This window comes from Wolbachia endosymbiont (group A) of Norellia spinipes (assembly GCF_964273535.1).
Genome location: NZ_OZ187006.1, coordinates 1,213,082 through 1,229,562, shown reverse-complemented (window position 1 = coordinate 1,229,562; position 16,481 = coordinate 1,213,082). Strand labels below are relative to the sequence as shown.

At 35.7% G+C, this 16,481-nt stretch carries 16 protein-coding genes and 2 tRNA genes; 8 read left to right on the top strand and 10 right to left on the bottom strand.

The genetic code is table 11. The features are described from left to right. Positions 1–20: 20 nt before the first annotated feature. From ACFZP3_RS06035 to ACFZP3_RS06010, 6 genes are all read right to left on the bottom strand, one after another. The gene (locus ACFZP3_RS06035) at positions 21–614 is read right to left on the bottom strand and encodes a hypothetical protein (RefSeq protein ID WP_386087040.1); all 594 of its coding nucleotides are present in this window, start codon (positions 612–614) and stop codon (positions 21–23) included. Between the two features lie 27 nt (positions 615–641). Then, positions 642–1,382: an ankyrin repeat domain-containing protein gene (locus tag ACFZP3_RS06030; protein ID WP_386087039.1), complete on the bottom strand. Its 741-nt coding sequence runs from the start codon at positions 1,380–1,382 to the stop codon at positions 642–644. A gap of 236 nt (positions 1,383–1,618) precedes the next feature. Continuing rightward, the gene (trxB, locus tag ACFZP3_RS06025) at positions 1,619–2,557 is read right to left on the bottom strand and encodes a thioredoxin-disulfide reductase (RefSeq protein WP_386087038.1); all 939 of its coding nucleotides are present in this window, start codon (positions 2,555–2,557) and stop codon (positions 1,619–1,621) included. Beyond that, the gene (locus ACFZP3_RS06020; RefSeq protein ID WP_253309335.1) at positions 2,544–3,143 is read right to left on the bottom strand and encodes a peroxiredoxin; all 600 of its coding nucleotides are present in this window, start codon (positions 3,141–3,143) and stop codon (positions 2,544–2,546) included. The genes trxB and ACFZP3_RS06020 overlap by 14 nt, the downstream gene beginning before the upstream one ends. A gap of 616 nt (positions 3,144–3,759) precedes the next feature. After that, the gene (locus ACFZP3_RS06015; RefSeq protein ID WP_264687976.1) at positions 3,760–4,515 is read right to left on the bottom strand and encodes an SDR family oxidoreductase; all 756 of its coding nucleotides are present in this window, start codon (positions 4,513–4,515) and stop codon (positions 3,760–3,762) included. Continuing rightward, a complete protein-coding gene (locus ACFZP3_RS06010) occupies positions 4,502–5,317 on the bottom strand; it encodes a YihY/virulence factor BrkB family protein (protein WP_253309333.1) in 816 nt (271 codons plus the stop codon). The genes ACFZP3_RS06015 and ACFZP3_RS06010 overlap by 14 nt, the downstream gene beginning before the upstream one ends. A 134-nt stretch (positions 5,318–5,451) precedes the next feature. On the opposite strand from ACFZP3_RS06010, the gene ACFZP3_RS06005 reads away from it, so the two are divergent. Continuing rightward, entirely contained in the window at positions 5,452–5,781 is a 330-nt protein-coding gene (locus ACFZP3_RS06005) for a TrbC/VirB2 family protein (protein ID WP_264687977.1), read from the top strand. A gap of 329 nt (positions 5,782–6,110) precedes the next feature. Here ACFZP3_RS06005 and ACFZP3_RS06000 read toward each other — a convergent pair whose 3' ends face one another. The 4 genes from ACFZP3_RS06000 to ACFZP3_RS05985 all read right to left on the bottom strand — a co-directional run bounded on the left by ACFZP3_RS06000 (position 6,111) and on the right by ACFZP3_RS05985 (position 11,047). Next, positions 6,111–6,263: a hypothetical protein gene (locus ACFZP3_RS06000; RefSeq protein ID WP_264687978.1), complete on the bottom strand. Its 153-nt coding sequence runs from the start codon at positions 6,261–6,263 to the stop codon at positions 6,111–6,113. A 522-nt stretch (positions 6,264–6,785) separates the two neighbouring features. Continuing rightward, a complete protein-coding gene (locus ACFZP3_RS05995) occupies positions 6,786–7,637 on the bottom strand; it encodes a ParB/RepB/Spo0J family partition protein (RefSeq protein ID WP_386087037.1) in 852 nt (283 codons plus the stop codon). After that, entirely contained in the window at positions 7,634–8,476 is an 843-nt protein-coding gene (locus tag ACFZP3_RS05990) for a ParA family protein (RefSeq protein ID WP_264687980.1), read from the bottom strand. Before ACFZP3_RS05990 ends, ACFZP3_RS05995 begins: the two co-directional genes overlap by 4 nt. Positions 8,477–8,566: 90 nt before the next feature. Then, complete coding sequence (locus ACFZP3_RS05985; RefSeq protein WP_253309329.1) at positions 8,567–11,047, bottom strand: response regulator; 2,481 nt, start codon at positions 11,045–11,047, stop codon at positions 8,567–8,569. Between the two features lie 160 nt (positions 11,048–11,207). Between ACFZP3_RS05985 and hemF the strand changes: the two genes are divergently transcribed. The 7 genes from hemF to sucD all read left to right on the top strand — a co-directional run bounded on the left by hemF (position 11,208) and on the right by sucD (position 15,937). Beyond that, complete coding sequence (hemF, locus tag ACFZP3_RS05980) at positions 11,208–12,032, top strand: oxygen-dependent coproporphyrinogen oxidase (protein WP_253309328.1); 825 nt, start codon at positions 11,208–11,210, stop codon at positions 12,030–12,032. A 406-nt stretch (positions 12,033–12,438) separates the two neighbouring features. Further along, positions 12,439–12,510, top strand: a tRNA-Glu gene (locus ACFZP3_RS05975). A gap of 28 nt (positions 12,511–12,538) precedes the next feature. Then, positions 12,539–13,225, top strand: a complete 687-nt coding sequence (locus tag ACFZP3_RS05970; RefSeq protein WP_386087036.1) for a 16S rRNA (uracil(1498)-N(3))-methyltransferase — start codon at positions 12,539–12,541, stop codon at positions 13,223–13,225. A 225-nt stretch (positions 13,226–13,450) separates the two neighbouring features. Beyond that, positions 13,451–13,524: transfer RNA gene (locus ACFZP3_RS05965), tRNA-Pro, on the top strand. Between the two features lie 155 nt (positions 13,525–13,679). Continuing rightward, positions 13,680–13,880 carry a 30S ribosomal protein S21 gene (gene rpsU / locus ACFZP3_RS05960; RefSeq protein ID WP_064125049.1) on the top strand — a complete coding sequence of 67 codons (201 nt, stop codon included), beginning with the start codon at positions 13,680–13,682 and terminating at the stop codon, positions 13,878–13,880. 29 nt (positions 13,881–13,909) lie between these two features. Beyond that, complete coding sequence (gene sucC, locus ACFZP3_RS05955; protein ID WP_264687983.1) at positions 13,910–15,061, top strand: ADP-forming succinate--CoA ligase subunit beta; 1,152 nt, start codon at positions 13,910–13,912, stop codon at positions 15,059–15,061. Between the two features lie 3 nt (positions 15,062–15,064). Continuing rightward, a complete protein-coding gene (gene sucD, locus ACFZP3_RS05950) occupies positions 15,065–15,937 on the top strand; it encodes a succinate--CoA ligase subunit alpha (RefSeq protein ID WP_386087035.1) in 873 nt (290 codons plus the stop codon). Positions 15,938–16,481 lie beyond the last annotated feature (544 nt).

The window sequence follows — 16,481 nt, the reverse complement described above, 5'->3', positions numbered from 1 at the left end:
TTGGATTATTATGAGAAGAGCTATAATATAAAAAATGCATAAGCATAGTTGCTTTGTTTTTTACCAGGAGAAATTGCCTCCGAGGATTTTTCGTTTTTATTACTCAGACTTTTAGTACGGAGCAGTATATTTTCTGATGAAAGCCTATCTCTTTCTTCCCTTACTTGTTTCAAATCTCTTTCTAATTGTGAAATTTTGCTAGTTTCGCTCGTTTTTTCACGCACAACCTTATCCAGCTTTTGCTCTGTTTCTGCAAGTTGAGCTTTTGTCTTTTCAAGTTCATCTACAAGTTTTTGTGCAAACTCCTCAAAACCTGCTGGTATATTATTCGTATTTGCTACAGGTTGCTCTGCACTTGTAGGGAATTTTTCATTTAGATAATTTCTGATACGTTCAATACTTTCAAATGCAGCAGTAACAATTGCACGATTTATGAAACAATTATCCTCTACTAACTTTTCTACATCATCTAAATCTTTTCTATTAATAGCATCAGTTAATCGCTCTGTAATAGCTTGTTCAATTATTTTCTTCAACCGTGAATTTTGCTCTATAGCTCGTATTGGCTTTATTTGACTAAAATCTAGGTCTTTATGTTTTAAAAGTTTAATCAATACTTCTTCGTTATCTTGTGTTATTCCTTATAAACATATTAAGCTCAGGGGTGTTTCTATTTCTCCATTTTGGTTTCTTTTCCAGCAATTAGGATTAAGCTCTTGAGCCAACAGTGTTTTTGCTCGGTTAATATTTCCATTAAAAAGAGCATCTAATAATTTTTTTCCTTTTTGTGCTTTTGTTATTTCCATTGTAAGATGCGAAAAGTCCTTTTTTTGTATTCGCCCTATTTTTTCAATATATTCCTTAGAAGTATAAAAAAAACATTGGTTGTACTCTGCATGTTCTATAAGATATGCTCTGGTACGATCATGTTCAGGCTCAAGATATTTATCCTGAAGAAGAAAAACTTTGTTTTTACTGTTTGTATTAATGCTAGGATGTCTAAGTAACATCCGTATAAAATTCTTATTTTCCATGTGAAAGGCTAGATGTAGAGCTGTATTACATTTTTTAGTTTCTTGAGCATTAATATTTAAATTTTGATGTTGTAAAAGCAACATCATCATTTTTAAGCATATAGGGCTGTCATCACCATTCATGATAATAGTCATTAGTGGTGTATATCTCTCATCAAACGCATTAACATCCGCACCTTCTACTAGAGCTTGTTTAAAATTCTCTAGGTTTTCATCATCAATAGCTTTAAATAACTGTTTTGTTGATTCACTTAGCTGTCTTAAAGTTGTCGAATTTCGAGCTTGCGATGCCGTGTTATCACCACCTCCATAAGCTCCATAATATGTTACACCGTTTCTATAAGGCATACTAAACCCTCTTTATTAATGATTTACTAATATAATTATGTAAAAAAAAAGGAAAATTGCAAGCGATTTATCTATAGCTAACCCAAGAAAGGTTTTCCTACGTCATACCGCGATTTATTCGCGGTATCTCAGCATAGATTCCGCTAACAAGTAGCGGAATGACGAATTTTTGTTTTTAAAATTATCGATGAACTTAAGTCACTTTAGCTATAAAATCCTAATTCTGAGTTAATTAATTACGACTCTAAAAACTTCTCTGCATCAAGTGCAGCCATGCACCCTGTTCCTGCGGCAACTACTGCCTGGCGATATACCTTATCTTGAACATCACCTGCAGCAAATACTCCTGCTTTACTAGTTAAAGTTGTTCCAGGTTTTGTAATTATGTAACCCTGTTCATCCATTTCAACAAAGCCTTTAAAAATACCTGTATTTGGTGCATGCCCAATTGCAATGAACACTCCATCGACTTTCAATTCTTGAGCTTCCGTTGATTTAACTATAATACCAGTAACTTTTTTCGGATTTTCTTCTCCAAGAATCTGCTCTACGGTATGGTTCCACATTACTTTTATTTTATCATTTTTAAAGAGCCTATCTTGCATTACCTTTTCCGCTCTCAATTTATCACGCCTGTGTATTAATATCACTTCTTTGGCAAATCGAGTTAAAAATATTGCTTCTTCAACAGCGGTATTTCCACCACCAATCACGGCTACAACTTTATTCCTAAAAAATGCACCATCACAAGTTGCACAAGCCGAAACTCCGTAACCTTGAAATTCCTTTTCACTCTTGAGACCAAGCCACTTCGCTTGCGCACCAGATGCAATTATAATTGCATCTGAATAGTAGTCATTAGTATTACCAGAAGATCTAAACCTATACTCATTAGAATCCTCAAGTTGTTCAATGCTTTTTATCTCATCATCTATTATTTTTGCTCCAACCTGTTCTGCATGCAACCTCATTTGCTCCATTAGTTCTGGACCCTGTATTGAAACAAAACCAGGATAGTTTTCAACATCTGTAGTAATTGTAAGCTGACCACCAGGCTGCATTCCCGTTACTACAATTGGCTCTAAGTTTGCACGTGCTGCATATATAGCAGCAGCATAACCCGCTGCTCCAGATCCAATAATAAGAACTTTTGTACTAAATCTATAATTCTTCACTGTATGAATTTAGATAATCAGCTACTCCTTCATCGCTTGCCTGCATTGCTGGCTTACCTTTTTTCCACCCTGCTGGACATACTTCACCATGCTCCTCATTATGTTTAATTGCATCAATGATTCTAACGAATTCATCGATATTACGCCCTAAAGGCAAATCATTTATCGATTGATGACGTACAATAAATTTATCATCAATAACGAAAGTTGCTCTCAGCGCAATTGAGTCATCATATAAGACCCCATAGTCTCTTGATATAGACTTTTTGATATCAGACACTAAAGTGTAGCTAACCTCTCCAATACCACCATCATTAACTGGAGTGTTTCGCCATTTATAATGTGAAAATTTTGAATCTACACTTATTCCTATCACTTCAATACCACGCTTTGCAAACTCATTTATTCTATTATTGAGCGATATCAATTCAGTTGGGCAAACAAAAGTAAAATCAAGTGGATAGAAAAAAAGGACAGCATACTTATTTTTTATGTGCTTACTCAGACAAAAATCATCAACAATTTCTCCGCCGGAGAGAACAGCTGAAGCAGTAAAATCGATAGCAGATTTTGTTACAAGATTCATAATTGACCTATTCTTTTAAAACAACTCTAATTTTACACTTGATGAACTTATATGCAAGTTTTCTTTAGTTTTAGCCCTATAAAAACTTCCTAAAATAGCTCTTCTTTTTTACCGATAAGATACAATCCAGATTGGACACTGAGTTGGTGAGTATAAAATTCTACGTCATTCCACCATGAACCGTCATACCGCCGCGGTATCTCTAGATCCCGCTAACAAGCAGCGGGATCCAGGATTTTGATTGGGTTGGTAAGCATAAAAGTATAGCTTCTACGTCATACCGTGATTTATTCAAGGTATCTCACATAGATCCCGCTAACAAGCAGCGGGATGACGAGCTTATCGTCATTCCACCACGAACCGTCATACCGCCGCGGTATCTCTAGATCCCGCTAACAAGCAGCGGGATGACGATTGTCAGGCTAGCTGTCATCCCAGTTTGGAATCCAGGAAAAAGAATGGTGTCATCCCAGTGCCCAGACACTGGGATCCAGGAAACTTTGATTGTAAACTAATTTGGTAAGCATAAAAGTAAAACACAACGTTCTTGATTATGTTAAATTAAAAACTAGATCCCAGTGTCTGGGCACTGGGATGACATCCTTTCTAGTGTAATTTATTCGGGAGATTTGCTAAGCGGTAAGATTTTTCCTGATACGCTGCAATCGTTAGAAGCTAACTCCACAAATTTGTCTGTTAGTTTATCAGGTGACACCAATTCAGATCCAGGAAATGCCTGCTCACTACCCACAGGTCCTTTCGTGTATACAGCATTTACACATAATTTTGTATGTTTTGTCTCAGATGCATATATCTGCACCATTATTTCTAGTGCAACTTTACTTGCAGCATACGGCATCCAATATGGATAAGAGGAAGGAGAAAGTGTCACCTCTGAGGTCATGAATATCACTCTTCCAGCATTAGACTTCTTTAGCATTGGATCTAAGTTTTTTAGTAAGTACCAATTGGCAGTAAAATTTGTATTCATTACGTTCTGTAGCTCTTCAATCTCACAGTCGTGAATAGGGTTCAATTTGCCTAAAATTCCAGTACATGCAACTAATATATCAAGTGCTCCAGATTCTGATAATTTCAGGCTTTCTATCATGTTTGTCAGTATCTTTACATTCTCAAAGTCTAAAAGATCAAGCTGAATTAGTTTCACAGAGCCTTCTTTAAATTCTTCAAGCTCTTCAATTTCATTATATAGTGGCTTGAGATTATCAAGAGATCTTGAAATCAGAATTACACATGCACCTTCTTTTACAAATCTTTTTGCAACAGCAGAGCCTATTTCACCTGAAGCTCCGGTGATTAAAGCTACTTTACCTTCTAACTTACTCATTTCTTTCTCCTTAGCGAGATTCATTGAAATATTTTAGCTGAAAATTAAATTTTGCTCCATATATAAAAATCAAACTTAGCATATAAAAAAATAGTAATGACACTACCATACCACCTAAACTTCCATATATCAAATTCAGTTGATCAAAGGAAGCTTTTAAGTATTGCTTGAAAGCTGAAGCAGAAATTGTCCAAAGAATCACAGCCACACAAGATCCAGGAAAGACGTCTGATAAATTTTGTTTTATGTTTGGCAACATAAAATATAGCCAAGAGACTACTGTGAAAAGTACAAATTCAATGAGGAGATATTTAGTATAACTAATCCCCTGATAGGAAAAATCAATTAGCATTGGCACTAATGTAGAGAACACTATAGTTAGAGTTATAATAAGCGTGATCACTAAAAATTGTAGTATACTTAACAACCTTCTTAATATATAAGGTGGCGAAACCGGAACTTTATAAGCTTTGTTCAATATTGTTCTTAGCCCTTCAATTGTTGACGAGGCGGTCCAAACAGCGCCTACAATTGCTAAAGTTAGTAAGCTTTGCGGCGGGCCTGATATTATCTCTCTGATACGCGGCATCAAAGATGATAAAATATCCTGTGGCATGTTATCAATGATAAATACCCAGCCAATGTTATACTGGTCTAAGAAATTTGCGAATGTTGACGCCACAGCCATTAAAACGATGAGAAAAGGGAATATTGATAACAGGATTAAAAATGATAGATACCCTGCATGCTCCACTCCATCATTATGAATTGTGTCAATCAAAGCACGATAAAGGCAATAAACGATGCTGTAAAATTTCTGTAGCATGTAATATAAACGAACCAAGAAAAGTATTCTAAATGAAATAAAGGATACTTTTAAGCAAAAAATCCTCACCATTTACTTAAACTTAATCAATGTGATAGATAATCAAATATGAAACAGAAATTATAGGAGGCGTAATGAAAAATTTTCTTCTACTTGTAGCTTTAATTCTCTCCTTTGCATTTGATGCAAATGCTGATACTAGTCCTACTTTTGTTGATCAAAATGATACAACATCATTAGTGATATGCAAGATAATAGGCTATACTCATGGCATAGGTGGACCAATGATCACAATAGTGATAATTGGTGCAGCGTTGCTTGCAATATTCGGCAGAATGCCGTGGCCAGCGCTTTTTGCACTCGGTGCATTTACTGCTGTGTTTTTTGGCGCTCCTGTAGTCGTTTCAAAAATAACACCAAGCGGTGTGATTTGTAAAGACGGTGCAGTAGCGGTTCATCCATAGAAATTATTGGAGGCACAAAACGTAGTTTTCTTTACTTGAAAGTGGTAAGTTTTACTACTTTCAGTGTCTATGACTACCTAATAAATTCTCTTTCTGTAATCATATCAGTTAAAGTCTGGATTCCAGCGTCACGCGCTGGAATGACAAGGTTATCGTCATGCTGCCGCATACCGTCACGGTATCTCTAGATACCGGCTAACAAGCAGCGGGATGACGAAGTTATCGTCATGCCACCGCGAACCGTCATATCGCCGCAGACCGTCATACCGCGATTCATTCGCGGTATCTCTTAGCATAGATCCCGCTAACACGTAGCGGGATGACGATTGTCAAGGTGTCATCCGAGTAGCTTGACTACTTGGATCTAGAAAACTTAACTTTAAATAAGTGGCTGCATAATAAAGACTAGATTCCAGCGTCACGCGCTGGAATGACATCATAGGGGCTACTCGGATGACGAGAAAGGAGCACTGGGATGACACCTTCCTGCCCAGTTCATGTTAGCTATAAACATTAAGAAATTTACCAAACGAAAAAAAAGGCAAAAGAAGCCCTAGTCATTGTCTATTTTCAGTATTTGGCGTTTTTTAAGTCTTAAACACTGCAATTTAGCTGCTTTTAAATGCAACTCACCTTAGTTTAAATGTTTAAGAAATTTACTAAGCAGAAAAAAAGGCAAAAGAAACCCCGTGTTAGCTAGTTGTCACTCTCTAATCCTGCAAATTGGCGTACTATACTGTCTTAAACGACTTATAAGCGCGTTTCAGCTTATATAGGTAAAAACCCAGAAATGTTGTGAAGACATAAGGTGCACATAGTGCAAAAAATTAAAAATAAGACGCCAACTACGTTGTTTTCTTGCTGTTTAATCTGCACAGATGAAGATAACTGAATACCTTCAGTTTCATGATAAGGGGGCTGGCAGAGTTTGTCAAGTGATTTTTGTCTCTCCATGCTACTTGGGTGACACCAACAGTTGTATTTTATATTATCTTTTTGCTCTACTAGCACTCAAGTTTCCTATTTAAAATTTTTAATATTAAATTCAATTCATTTGGATTATTATACCGTATCATAACTTTACCCTTAGAATTACTGTCATTAATTTTGATCTTTAAACCAAGTTGAGAAGATATAGCACCTTCTAGTGCTGCCATATCTTGATTTTTGGTATATCTCTGCTCTTTTTGGTTGTTACTTTGATGTAAGTCTTTTATCAATTTTTCAGTTTGCCTAACGCTTAAGCCTTGGGAAATTATTTTTTCTGCAATACTTTCCGCATTTTCAACATTAATCAACGCTCTTGCATGGCCCATAGATAGCTTTTTTTCGTTGATCATTGTTTTTACTCCATCAGGAAGTGACAACATCCGAATCATATTGGTTATGTGACTGCGGCTTTTGCCTACAGTTGAAGCTAATTCTTCATGTGTATAGGAAAACTCATCTATCAGTCTCTTATACGCTTCACCTTCTTCTATTGGATTAATATCTTGCCTTTGTATGTTTTCAATAATGGATACTTCCAAGCATTCCTTGTCGCTCAGATCTTTTATGATAACGGGTGCACTATCAAGATTTGCAATCTTGCTTGCTCGCCAACGACGTTCCCCAGCTATTATTTCGTAACCATCATCATTTGAATCTTTGCGTACCACGATAGGCTGTATAATGCCACTTTTCTTTATCGAATTTGCAAGTTCTCTTAATGACTCCTCGTCAAAATGTTTCCTCGGTTGAAATTTGCTTGGGTGCAGTAATGAAATAGGCAAATACTCTTGTCGATCTTCTTTATTATCATAATTATCGCCTATGAGGCCGGCAAGACCTCTGCCGAGGCGTCTATCATCCTTCATACCACGCCCTCACTCACTAGCTTCTTCTCCTTACAACTGCTCGCGTGCTTTTTTAAAATTTCTCTTGCCAAACTTATATATGCTTGTGCACCAGGACACTTAAGATCATACACAATAGCGGGTTTTCCATGAGAAGGCGCTTCTGATAACCGTACGTTACGTGGAATAACAGTCTCATACAATGGGATGATAGTTTTGTATACTTTATCATTTAAATACTGGCAAATATCGTTTTTAATCTGTTCACTGAGTTTGTTGCGCCTGTCATACATTGTTAACACGATCCCTTCTATTGCCAAAAAAGGGTTTAGGTTATTCCTTTTTATCAGTTCTACAGTTTTAACTAAATGGCTTAATCCTTCCAGAGCAAAAAACTCACACTGAAGAGGAACAATAATAGAATTAGCAGCAGTCAAAGCATTTATGGTTAGAAGCCCAAGTGATGGAGGGCAATCGATGATTATATACTCATAATTATCGCGTATCTTCTCTAATGCGCTTTTTAGCACAAATTTTCCTCGCTCAAGTTGCGATAATTCAATTTCTGCAGCTGACAGATCAACTACTGACGAAATTAGTGATAAATTTGGAATTTCCTTTATATTGAAAATTGCCGATTCTATCAATTTATTTTCTCTGCTCAGTAGTATTTTGTATATATTTTTTTCTTCCCTACTACGATAAGAAATCCCGAGTCCGGTGCTAGCATTTCCTTGAGGATCAAGATCTACCAATAAAGTGCTTTTTCCCACAGCAGCAAAGGCTGTCGATAAATTTATACTAGTTGTGGTTTTGCCAACTCCACCCTTTTGATTTACTATTGCAATAATCTTGCTCACGCCTTTTATCTTATGTATAAAATAATTCTATTGTATATATGCAAGAAACTTTTGCATTAGAAAATTTTTTTGTTGCTAATCACACTAAAATTAGACTGTCTTTTTTGCTTTGTGTAACACACTTTGAACCTTGTTTCCTAATTCATTCAGAGTGAATGGTTTTGGCAAAAAGTGAAAATCTTCTATATTGATGTCATCACTCTTTAAAAAAGCATCTTCTGCATACCCAGAAATAAAAATAACGTTGATATTTGGCCTATGGATCAATGCTTCTTTAACTATTTCTGGACCACTCACCTCTGGCATGATTACATCAGTGATTATTAGATCTATGTGTTGATTTTTTTTACTGATTATTTCTAGCGCCTCGCTGCCTATGCTCGCTTCTATTACATCAAATCCTTTTCTTTTGAGTGCTTTAGAGATGAATTCCCTTACTGAATTTTCATCTTCAATCAATAAAATTATACCATTACCTTTAATTTCACTTACTACCGGTCTTTCTATTTCTTCACTATCTTCCTCTATCAGATTTTCATCTGATATGTAAACCATGGGCAAAAATATGCTAAATTTAGTTCCATGATTTACTTTGCTAGCAACATAGATGTATCCTTCAGTTTGTTTAATAATGCCATATACAGTAGAGAGGCCAAGACCTGTACCAGAGGTAATATCTTTGGTAGAAAAAAATGGGTCAAATGCCTTTTCAATTGTATCACTTGTCATTCCACATCCAGTATCAATTACTTCAATCACAACATAATTTCCATGTTCGATCGTTTCCTTGTCTGGAGAAAACATGTCCTGAGATGTAGAATTTAATGAGTCAATCTTTTGATTAAAGGTTCGTATAGTTAATTCTCCGCCCTTTTCCATAGCAGCACTAGCATTGACTGCTAAGTTAAGTATAACTTGCTCTAATTGCCCTTGATCAGCCCTAACAGCACCCAAGTCTCTACCATAATAAATATTAAACTTTATATTTTCACCTATTAATCTTTTTATCATTTCATAAAGATTAGCTATAGTACTATTTACATCAATAATTTTTGGCTGCAAGGTCTGTCTTCTTGAAAAAGCAAGCAATTGTCTTACTAAATTTGATCCACGCTTTGCATTTTGCTGTATCTGTATTATATCTCCAAAAGATGGATCACCAGCTGAATGTTGGAGTAAAAGCAAATCGCAAAATCCTATTATCCCAGTCAATATATTGTTGAAATCATGCGCAATACCACCTGCTAACTGCCCTATAGCTTGCATCTTTTGATAATGCTCAAGCTTTATCTCTAGGTTTTTGTGTTCAGTATTGTCAATAAAATAACAAAGTATGAAGATCATTTTATTATGAAGAAACTTATTGAAATATATTTTTATGTTATTATCGCCGTTGAGCTGTACATCAAAGGACGCATTATTTATTCTATTACTCGAAAAATATTCACGTATTTTCACATGATAACTATCTAATATCAATGTAAAGATTGAATTATTATCTGACCCTGCAAGCTTTATTAGTGCCGTATTTTTCTTTACAAAGTTGCCGTTTATGTCACATTGTGCAATAGCAATTGATGAATTTGCAAAACAAGGGTGTAATTGATAATCAACAATATTTGATTCGGTTGGTGTTATAAAGCCATATATATAGCTATGGTTGTATTTATCACAAAATATAGCAGTGCTCATATAAGCCTTGAATGGAATACCACTTATAGTAAAAAACAAAATTTCATTATCGGTTGTTGTATTGTTATATTTAGATTGAGATATAAAATCACTGATTGAGCTACCTTTTTCCAGTTTTTTCAGTTCAAATATATCTAAAAATCTTTTATTTACAGATAAAATCACCCCTTTGGCATTTGCAATGTAAGTTCCTATACTGTGTTTTTCTATTAACTCTTCATATATCTGCTCCTTGTTTATCTGTGTTGCTTTTAACACAAAATACCCATCTGGCCTTGCTATTGGCACTAATGATAAATTTAAAATCTTATTACTATTTATAGCAATTTGGGGATTATCTGGTATCGGCTCAAAGAGCAAAAGAAAGTTAGATACTCTATTCTTCTTGTTTAAGGAAATGCATACTTGTACAGAAGAGTTATTTTTTAGTGCATGATAGAGTACTTTTTTGTCTTCTTCTGAAACATCTCCTATTTCAAAAATCTTGCCTAACGTAATGTCATCATCTATATGATCTTTAAACCTTTCGTAGAACCTTGCATCAGCATAAATAATACCCTCATCTCTATGTAAAATAAGGCAAAATTCTGTATTATGATTTAGTGCATTTGCAAATATTGCATTTTGAAATTCTATAGTATTAAGTAGGTGTCTGTAGCGTTTTACATTATATATCATAAAGAGAGTTGTTAGAATGCTCACTAATAAATTAATCTCTATATTAATATGCTGACTATATATATCAAAAAAGTAGAGTATCGATATTGCTACTGGAGGTAAGAGCATAATAACTGCCATCACAACAATTGACATTCCATAATTTCTTAGTATGAAGTCAACCCTGTTCTCTTTCTTGTTATCTATGTATCTTTTATTCATTATTGCTATTTGGCATTGTTGTATATACGAAAATGTTTTATTATATTGATTTAATTATTATAGATTTATTAACGTCTTTGATAGATAATTATCATCCAAATCTAATTAAGTTCCTTAAATATCAGATATAACAATGTTAATAAGCTAGCAAGAGGACATTATGGAAAAACAAAAAACACAAGCATTTAAGTGGTTCTGTGCACTAAGAGATAAGATCATAGAATCTTTCTTATTAATTGAAAAACAATCATCCACAGAGCCAAAGATTGAAAAAAGAAAGTGGGATCGCCCAGGTGGTGGAGGTGGTGAATCTACAATTATTTTTGGCAATGTTTTTGAAAAAGTTGGAGTAAACGTTTCAAAAGTACACGGAAAATTTGCAGATTCAGCCATTAATGAAATTCCTGGTGCAAGTGAAAGTAACGGAGAGTTTTGGGCAAGCGGTACATCTTTAGTGTCTCATATGCAATCGCCCCTTATCCCTGCAGCACATATGAACACAAGGCTGATATATACTTCAAAACAATGGTTTGGTGGAGGGATGGATTTTACGCCAATATATAAAAATGAAGAAGATTGCAAGTATATTCATGAATCAATCAAAATGACATGTGATAGATTTGACACCGGATATTATCCAAAATTTAAAGAGCAATGTGACAACTATTTTTTCTTACCACATAGAAAAGAGCCGCGTGGCATTGGTGGTATTTTCTATGATAATCTGAGTTCTGGCAATTGGAGAAATGATTTTGAGTTCACAAAAGCAGTAGGTGAAGCCTTTTTGGAAATTTATTTGCACATCATACGTAAACATATACAAAAATCTTGGACAAAAGAACAACGAGAAAATCAATTAATAAAACGTGGCAGATATGTAGAATTCAATCTGTTATACGATCGTGGCACAAGGTTTGGTTTAATGACTGACGGCAATCCAGATGCAATTATGATGTCAATGCCACCACTTGTTAAGTGGTTATAGAGAGCTGCTATTAGCAGAAAATAAATCATCATAGTTTAAAGTTGTACCATGATAGTGAGCTTTTATATAGGGGGTATAATCATGGGTATAATAGATAATTTTTTAATTAAATCTGTCAAAAACAATGACATAAAAGGTGTTAAACTGACTCTAAGTCTCTACAATGCACTAAAAGGCTGGCTTTAGTGTAGAAGAAATAAAGCAGAAATATGAGCGTAGAGATTCTGGCTACGATTCTGGCTATGATTCCGATACAAAAGTTGAACAACAATTAGAATTAGGATCTAAAACTCCTAAATCTGAAATAAATTCAGTGAATATTAAATATGGAATAGAGAAAGACGTTTGCGCCATAAAATAATTGACTTTATGTGCATAATCAATATAACTTGAGTTAATTCGCATTGACTCTTTCGTCTAGTGGTTAGGACACCACCCTTTCACGGTGGTAACACGGGTTCAAATCCCGTAAGAGTCACTCAAGTAGAATATAATTAAAGTTTTGAATGGGAAAAATTAGGCTTTATTTTGAAGAAGCTTTATCACAAGGCGTGAGTTTAGCACTTAATCCACAACAAAGTCACTATATTTGCAATGTAATGCGGCTTAAGAAGTATGATAATCTCTCTCTTTTTAATGGAAAGGATGGAGAATGGTTAGGAGAAGTAGTTAATATATCGCGTAAATTAACAAAAGTTACACTCAAAGAATGCACTAAACAACAGCAATATGAGGAAAATTTATACTTATATTGTGCCATGGTAAAAAGTGGTGCTTTAGGCAACATAGTAAGACAGGCAACTGAAATGGGAGTAACCTGCATTCAATTTATTTCAACGGAACGTACAGTAGTAAAAAACATTAACCTAAGTAGAGCAAAATTACAGGCAATCGAAGCTGCGGAACAATCCGGTAGGATGAGTATACCAGAGATTTTGCCTCCTATTAACTTTTGTGAGTTACCTGATTCCCAGAGTAAAAATTTTGTTTTATGTGATGAAACAGGTAAAGCTGATAAAGTGCTGAAAGGTAAGAAAAATGTTGCTATTATTGTTGGCCCTGAAGGTGGTTTTTCATCTTATGAACTTGATCTTGCCGATAAGTTTTGTCAAAAATTGAGTCTAGGAAAAGGAATTTTAAGGGTCGATACTGCTGTGGTTGCTGCACTAACTTTCACCAATTGGTGTAGCTAGATTTTTAAATATGGCTAAGGTTTGGGCCATAGAGAAATCTGATTCAGTGTTGCACGCGCTAACTGTACAAACTCTATAGGCCGCCTGCGAAGCAGTTTGCTACTAAAGAGGAGCTAATAAAAAACATATTCTAAAATAATATTAAATCTTATATTATATTTTTTCTAAAATAAACAAATGAATCTTGCATTTTGCCTGAGTTATTGATACTCTGAGTAAAGAAGTCGGGGCGTAGCGCAGCCTGGTAGCGCATTTGGTTTGGGACCAAAGGGTCGGGAGTTCAAATCTCTCCGCCCCGATGCTAGCAGAAGTTTTAACGCTTTTAATAGTTAGAGCTTTTAAAGGCATTTCGTTCATATTGCAGTTTAACGCTCAAGTTTATAAAATAATTGACAATGTTAATTTTCTAATTTATAAATAAATTTTGAAATGATTACCGAAGGAGGTATAGAGTTTGATTGAAGTATCAGTCCATTATGGTGATGTAGACAGAGCTCTTCCAGTATTGAAAAAAACAATTCAAAAGGAAGGAAGAGGGTTGAAAATGAAAAAACAATATCATGAAAAAAAATCAGAAAAAAGAGCTAAAAAGAAAGCTGAAGCGAGAAAAAAGAGGCACCAGCAAGAATGCAGAAGGCAGCGTTACGGTTGGTAATTTTTTAATAGTTTATCATTGGTTGTTTTATGAATATTCATGAATATCAAGCAAAAGAGATTTTGCATAAATTTAATGTCTCGGTGCCAAAAGGTTTTGTCACTATATCTGCAGAAGGAGTAAAGACTCAAGTAAGTCAATTAAAATCTGACGTGTTTGTGGTTAAAGCTCAAATTCATGCAGGTGGTAGGGGTAAAGCCGGTGGCGTAAAGCTAGCAAAGTCAGCTGAAGAAGCTCAACAGTTTGTAAAAGACATGATTGGTATGACTTTAGTTACTCATCAAACAGGGCCAAGCGGGCAGCAAGTAAGAAGAGTATATATTGAAGAAGGCTCAAGCATTAAGAAAGAGTATTACTTAAGCCTGGTAATTGACCCGAAGCTCAGTAGGCCAATATTCATATTTTCCTCAGAAGGTGGAATGGACATCGAAGAAGTGGCGAAAAATTCTCCCGCAAAAATTGTGAAATTTGATATTGATCTTGCTACAAGTTTTGATAGCAGCAAGTTAAGCAGCAGTTTTAATTTGAGTTCAGAACAAATAGAAAAAATAACAAATGTTGCAAAAAATATATATGATGCGTTTATTGCAACTGATGCGAGCCAAATTGAAATTAATCCACTGGTTGAAACAAGTTCTGGAGACTTTATTGCGCTCGATGCGAAAATTAATTTTGATGACAATGCTTTATATCGTCACCCAGAAATTATGGAACTTCGTGATTATGATGAAGAAGTGAAAGAAGAGATAGAGGCTTCAAAGTATGGGCTCAGTTACATCAAAATGGATGGCAGTATTGGTTGCATGGTAAATGGTGCAGGTCTTGCTATGGCAACAATGGATATAATAAAATACTACGGAGCAGAGCCTGCTAACTTTTTGGATGTTGGTGGTGGAGCGAGTAAAGAAACTGTAACTGAAGCATTTAAAATCATATTGTCTGATAGCAACGTAAGAGGAATTTTGGTTAACATATTTGGTGGTATAATGCGTTGCGATATTATCGCAAGTGGAATTGTTGCGGCTGTAAAAGAAATGAGCATTAAAGTTCCTCTAGTGGTTAGATTATCAGGCACTAATTTCGAAGAAGGAAAAAGAATTTTAGAAGAGTCAGGATTAAATATTATTGCTGCAGATGAACTGGGCGATGCTGCGCAGAAAATAGTACAAGAGGTGAAATAGAGTATGTCCGTTTTAGTAAACAAAGATACAAGGTTAATATGCCAGGGTTTTACTGGTGCGCAAGGTACATTTCATTCAGAGCAAGCAGTTAGCTACGGAACAAAAATGGTTGGTGGTGTAACTCCTGGCAAGGGTGGTAGCACTCACCTTAACTTACCAGTTTTTAATACTGTAGCAGAAGCCAAAGAAAAAACTGATGCGAATGCCACGGTAATATATGTACCTGCTAAGTTTGCAGCTAATGCAATACTTGAAGCAATAGATGCAGAGATAGAGCTAATAGTTTGCATTACAGAGGGCATTCCTATACTTGACATGGTAAAGGTGAAGCATGCTCTTGCTCGTTCAAAAAGTCGATTGATTGGTCCTAACTGCCCGGGAATTATTACGCCCGAAGAGTGCAAAATAGGGATTATGCCTGGCCATATCCATAAGCGTGGACATATAGGGATTATGTCTCGTTCTGGAACTTTAACTTACGAGGCAGTAGCACAAACGACCGCTGTTGGTCTTGGTCAATCCACGTGTATCGGAATTGGGGGGGATCCAGTTCATGGTATGACATTTGTCGACTGTATGGAGCTCTTTTTAAAAGATGACGATACTCATGGTATTGTAGTTATTGGTGAAATAGGTGGAAACGAAGAAGAAGATGTATCACATTTTGTGAAAACAGAAAAAACTAAAAAGCCAATCGTTGGTTTTGTAGCAGGTCAAACAGCACCTCCAGGAAGATGTATGGGACACGCTGGAGCAATCATCTCTTCCAGTGGTGGAAGTGCTGGTGCAAAACTAGAAGTTATGCGGAGCGCCGGGATTGCAATTGCTGAAACCCCTGCAGTGATTGGTAAGAAGGTATTGGAAGTAATGCATTAGTGCCTAATCTAAAACGCAGCTGTACGAACGTTGTGATTTGAGGAGCAGTTTCTGCTAGAAAGGGTGTCACTCAAGTAGCTGACACTGGTTCACTCTATAATGGTGTCATCCGAGTAGCTTGACTACTTGGATCCAGGAAAGTTTGCTTGTAAGCAAGCAAACTGATTTGGTGAGTATAAAAGTATAGCTAACGCTGACTCTACGTCATACCGCGATTCATTCGCGGTATCTCATCCGCTAACACGTAGCGGGATACTTGACCTTTACAGGGATGACGGTTGTCGGTAGGCCTAAATTACTTTAGTCATAAATATTAAGAAATTTACCAAACAAAAAAAAGGCAAAAGAAGCCCCATGGTTGGCTAGTTATTTATATGTACTTCAAAATATTGGCGTTTTTTATTCTAAACGCTGCAATTTAGCTGCTTTTAAATGCGACTAACCTAAATTATAAACGTTAAGAAATTTACTGAGCGGAAAAAAAGGCAAAGAAACCCTAGGGTAGCTAGTATTCAAATTCTCCCTTGTCTATTTGACGTCTTTT

What these genes read in the sequence shown, in the direction of transcription:
- ACFZP3_RS05970 (WP_386087036.1), top strand. Translation starts at nt 12,539, where the DNA reads ATGGGAAAAATTAGGCTTTATTTTGAAGAAGCTTTATCACAAGGCGTG.
- ACFZP3_RS06015 (WP_264687976.1), bottom strand. Translation starts at nt 4,515, where the DNA reads ATGAATCTCGCTAAGGAGAAAGAAATGAGTAAGTTAGAAGGTAAAGTA.
- ACFZP3_RS06010 (WP_253309333.1), bottom strand. Translation starts at nt 5,317, where the DNA reads ATGCTACAGAAATTTTACAGCATCGTTTATTGCCTTTATCGTGCTTTG.
- ACFZP3_RS05985 (WP_253309329.1), bottom strand. Translation starts at nt 11,047, where the DNA reads ATGAATAAAAGATACATAGATAACAAGAAAGAGAACAGGGTTGACTTC.
- ACFZP3_RS06020 (WP_253309335.1), bottom strand. Translation starts at nt 3,143, where the DNA reads ATGAATCTTGTAACAAAATCTGCTATCGATTTTACTGCTTCAGCTGTT.
- ACFZP3_RS06005 (WP_264687977.1), top strand. Translation starts at nt 5,452, where the DNA reads ATGAAAAATTTTCTTCTACTTGTAGCTTTAATTCTCTCCTTTGCATTT.
- ACFZP3_RS06030 (WP_386087039.1), bottom strand. Translation starts at nt 1,382, where the DNA reads ATGCCTTATAGAAACGGTGTAACATATTATGGAGCTTATGGAGGTGGT.
- sucC (WP_264687983.1), top strand. Translation starts at nt 13,910, where the DNA reads ATGAATATTCATGAATATCAAGCAAAAGAGATTTTGCATAAATTTAAT.
- sucD (WP_386087035.1), top strand. Translation starts at nt 15,065, where the DNA reads ATGTCCGTTTTAGTAAACAAAGATACAAGGTTAATATGCCAGGGTTTT.
- ACFZP3_RS05995 (WP_386087037.1), bottom strand. Translation starts at nt 7,637, where the DNA reads ATGAAGGATGATAGACGCCTCGGCAGAGGTCTTGCCGGCCTCATAGGC.
- hemF (WP_253309328.1), top strand. Translation starts at nt 11,208, where the DNA reads ATGGAAAAACAAAAAACACAAGCATTTAAGTGGTTCTGTGCACTAAGA.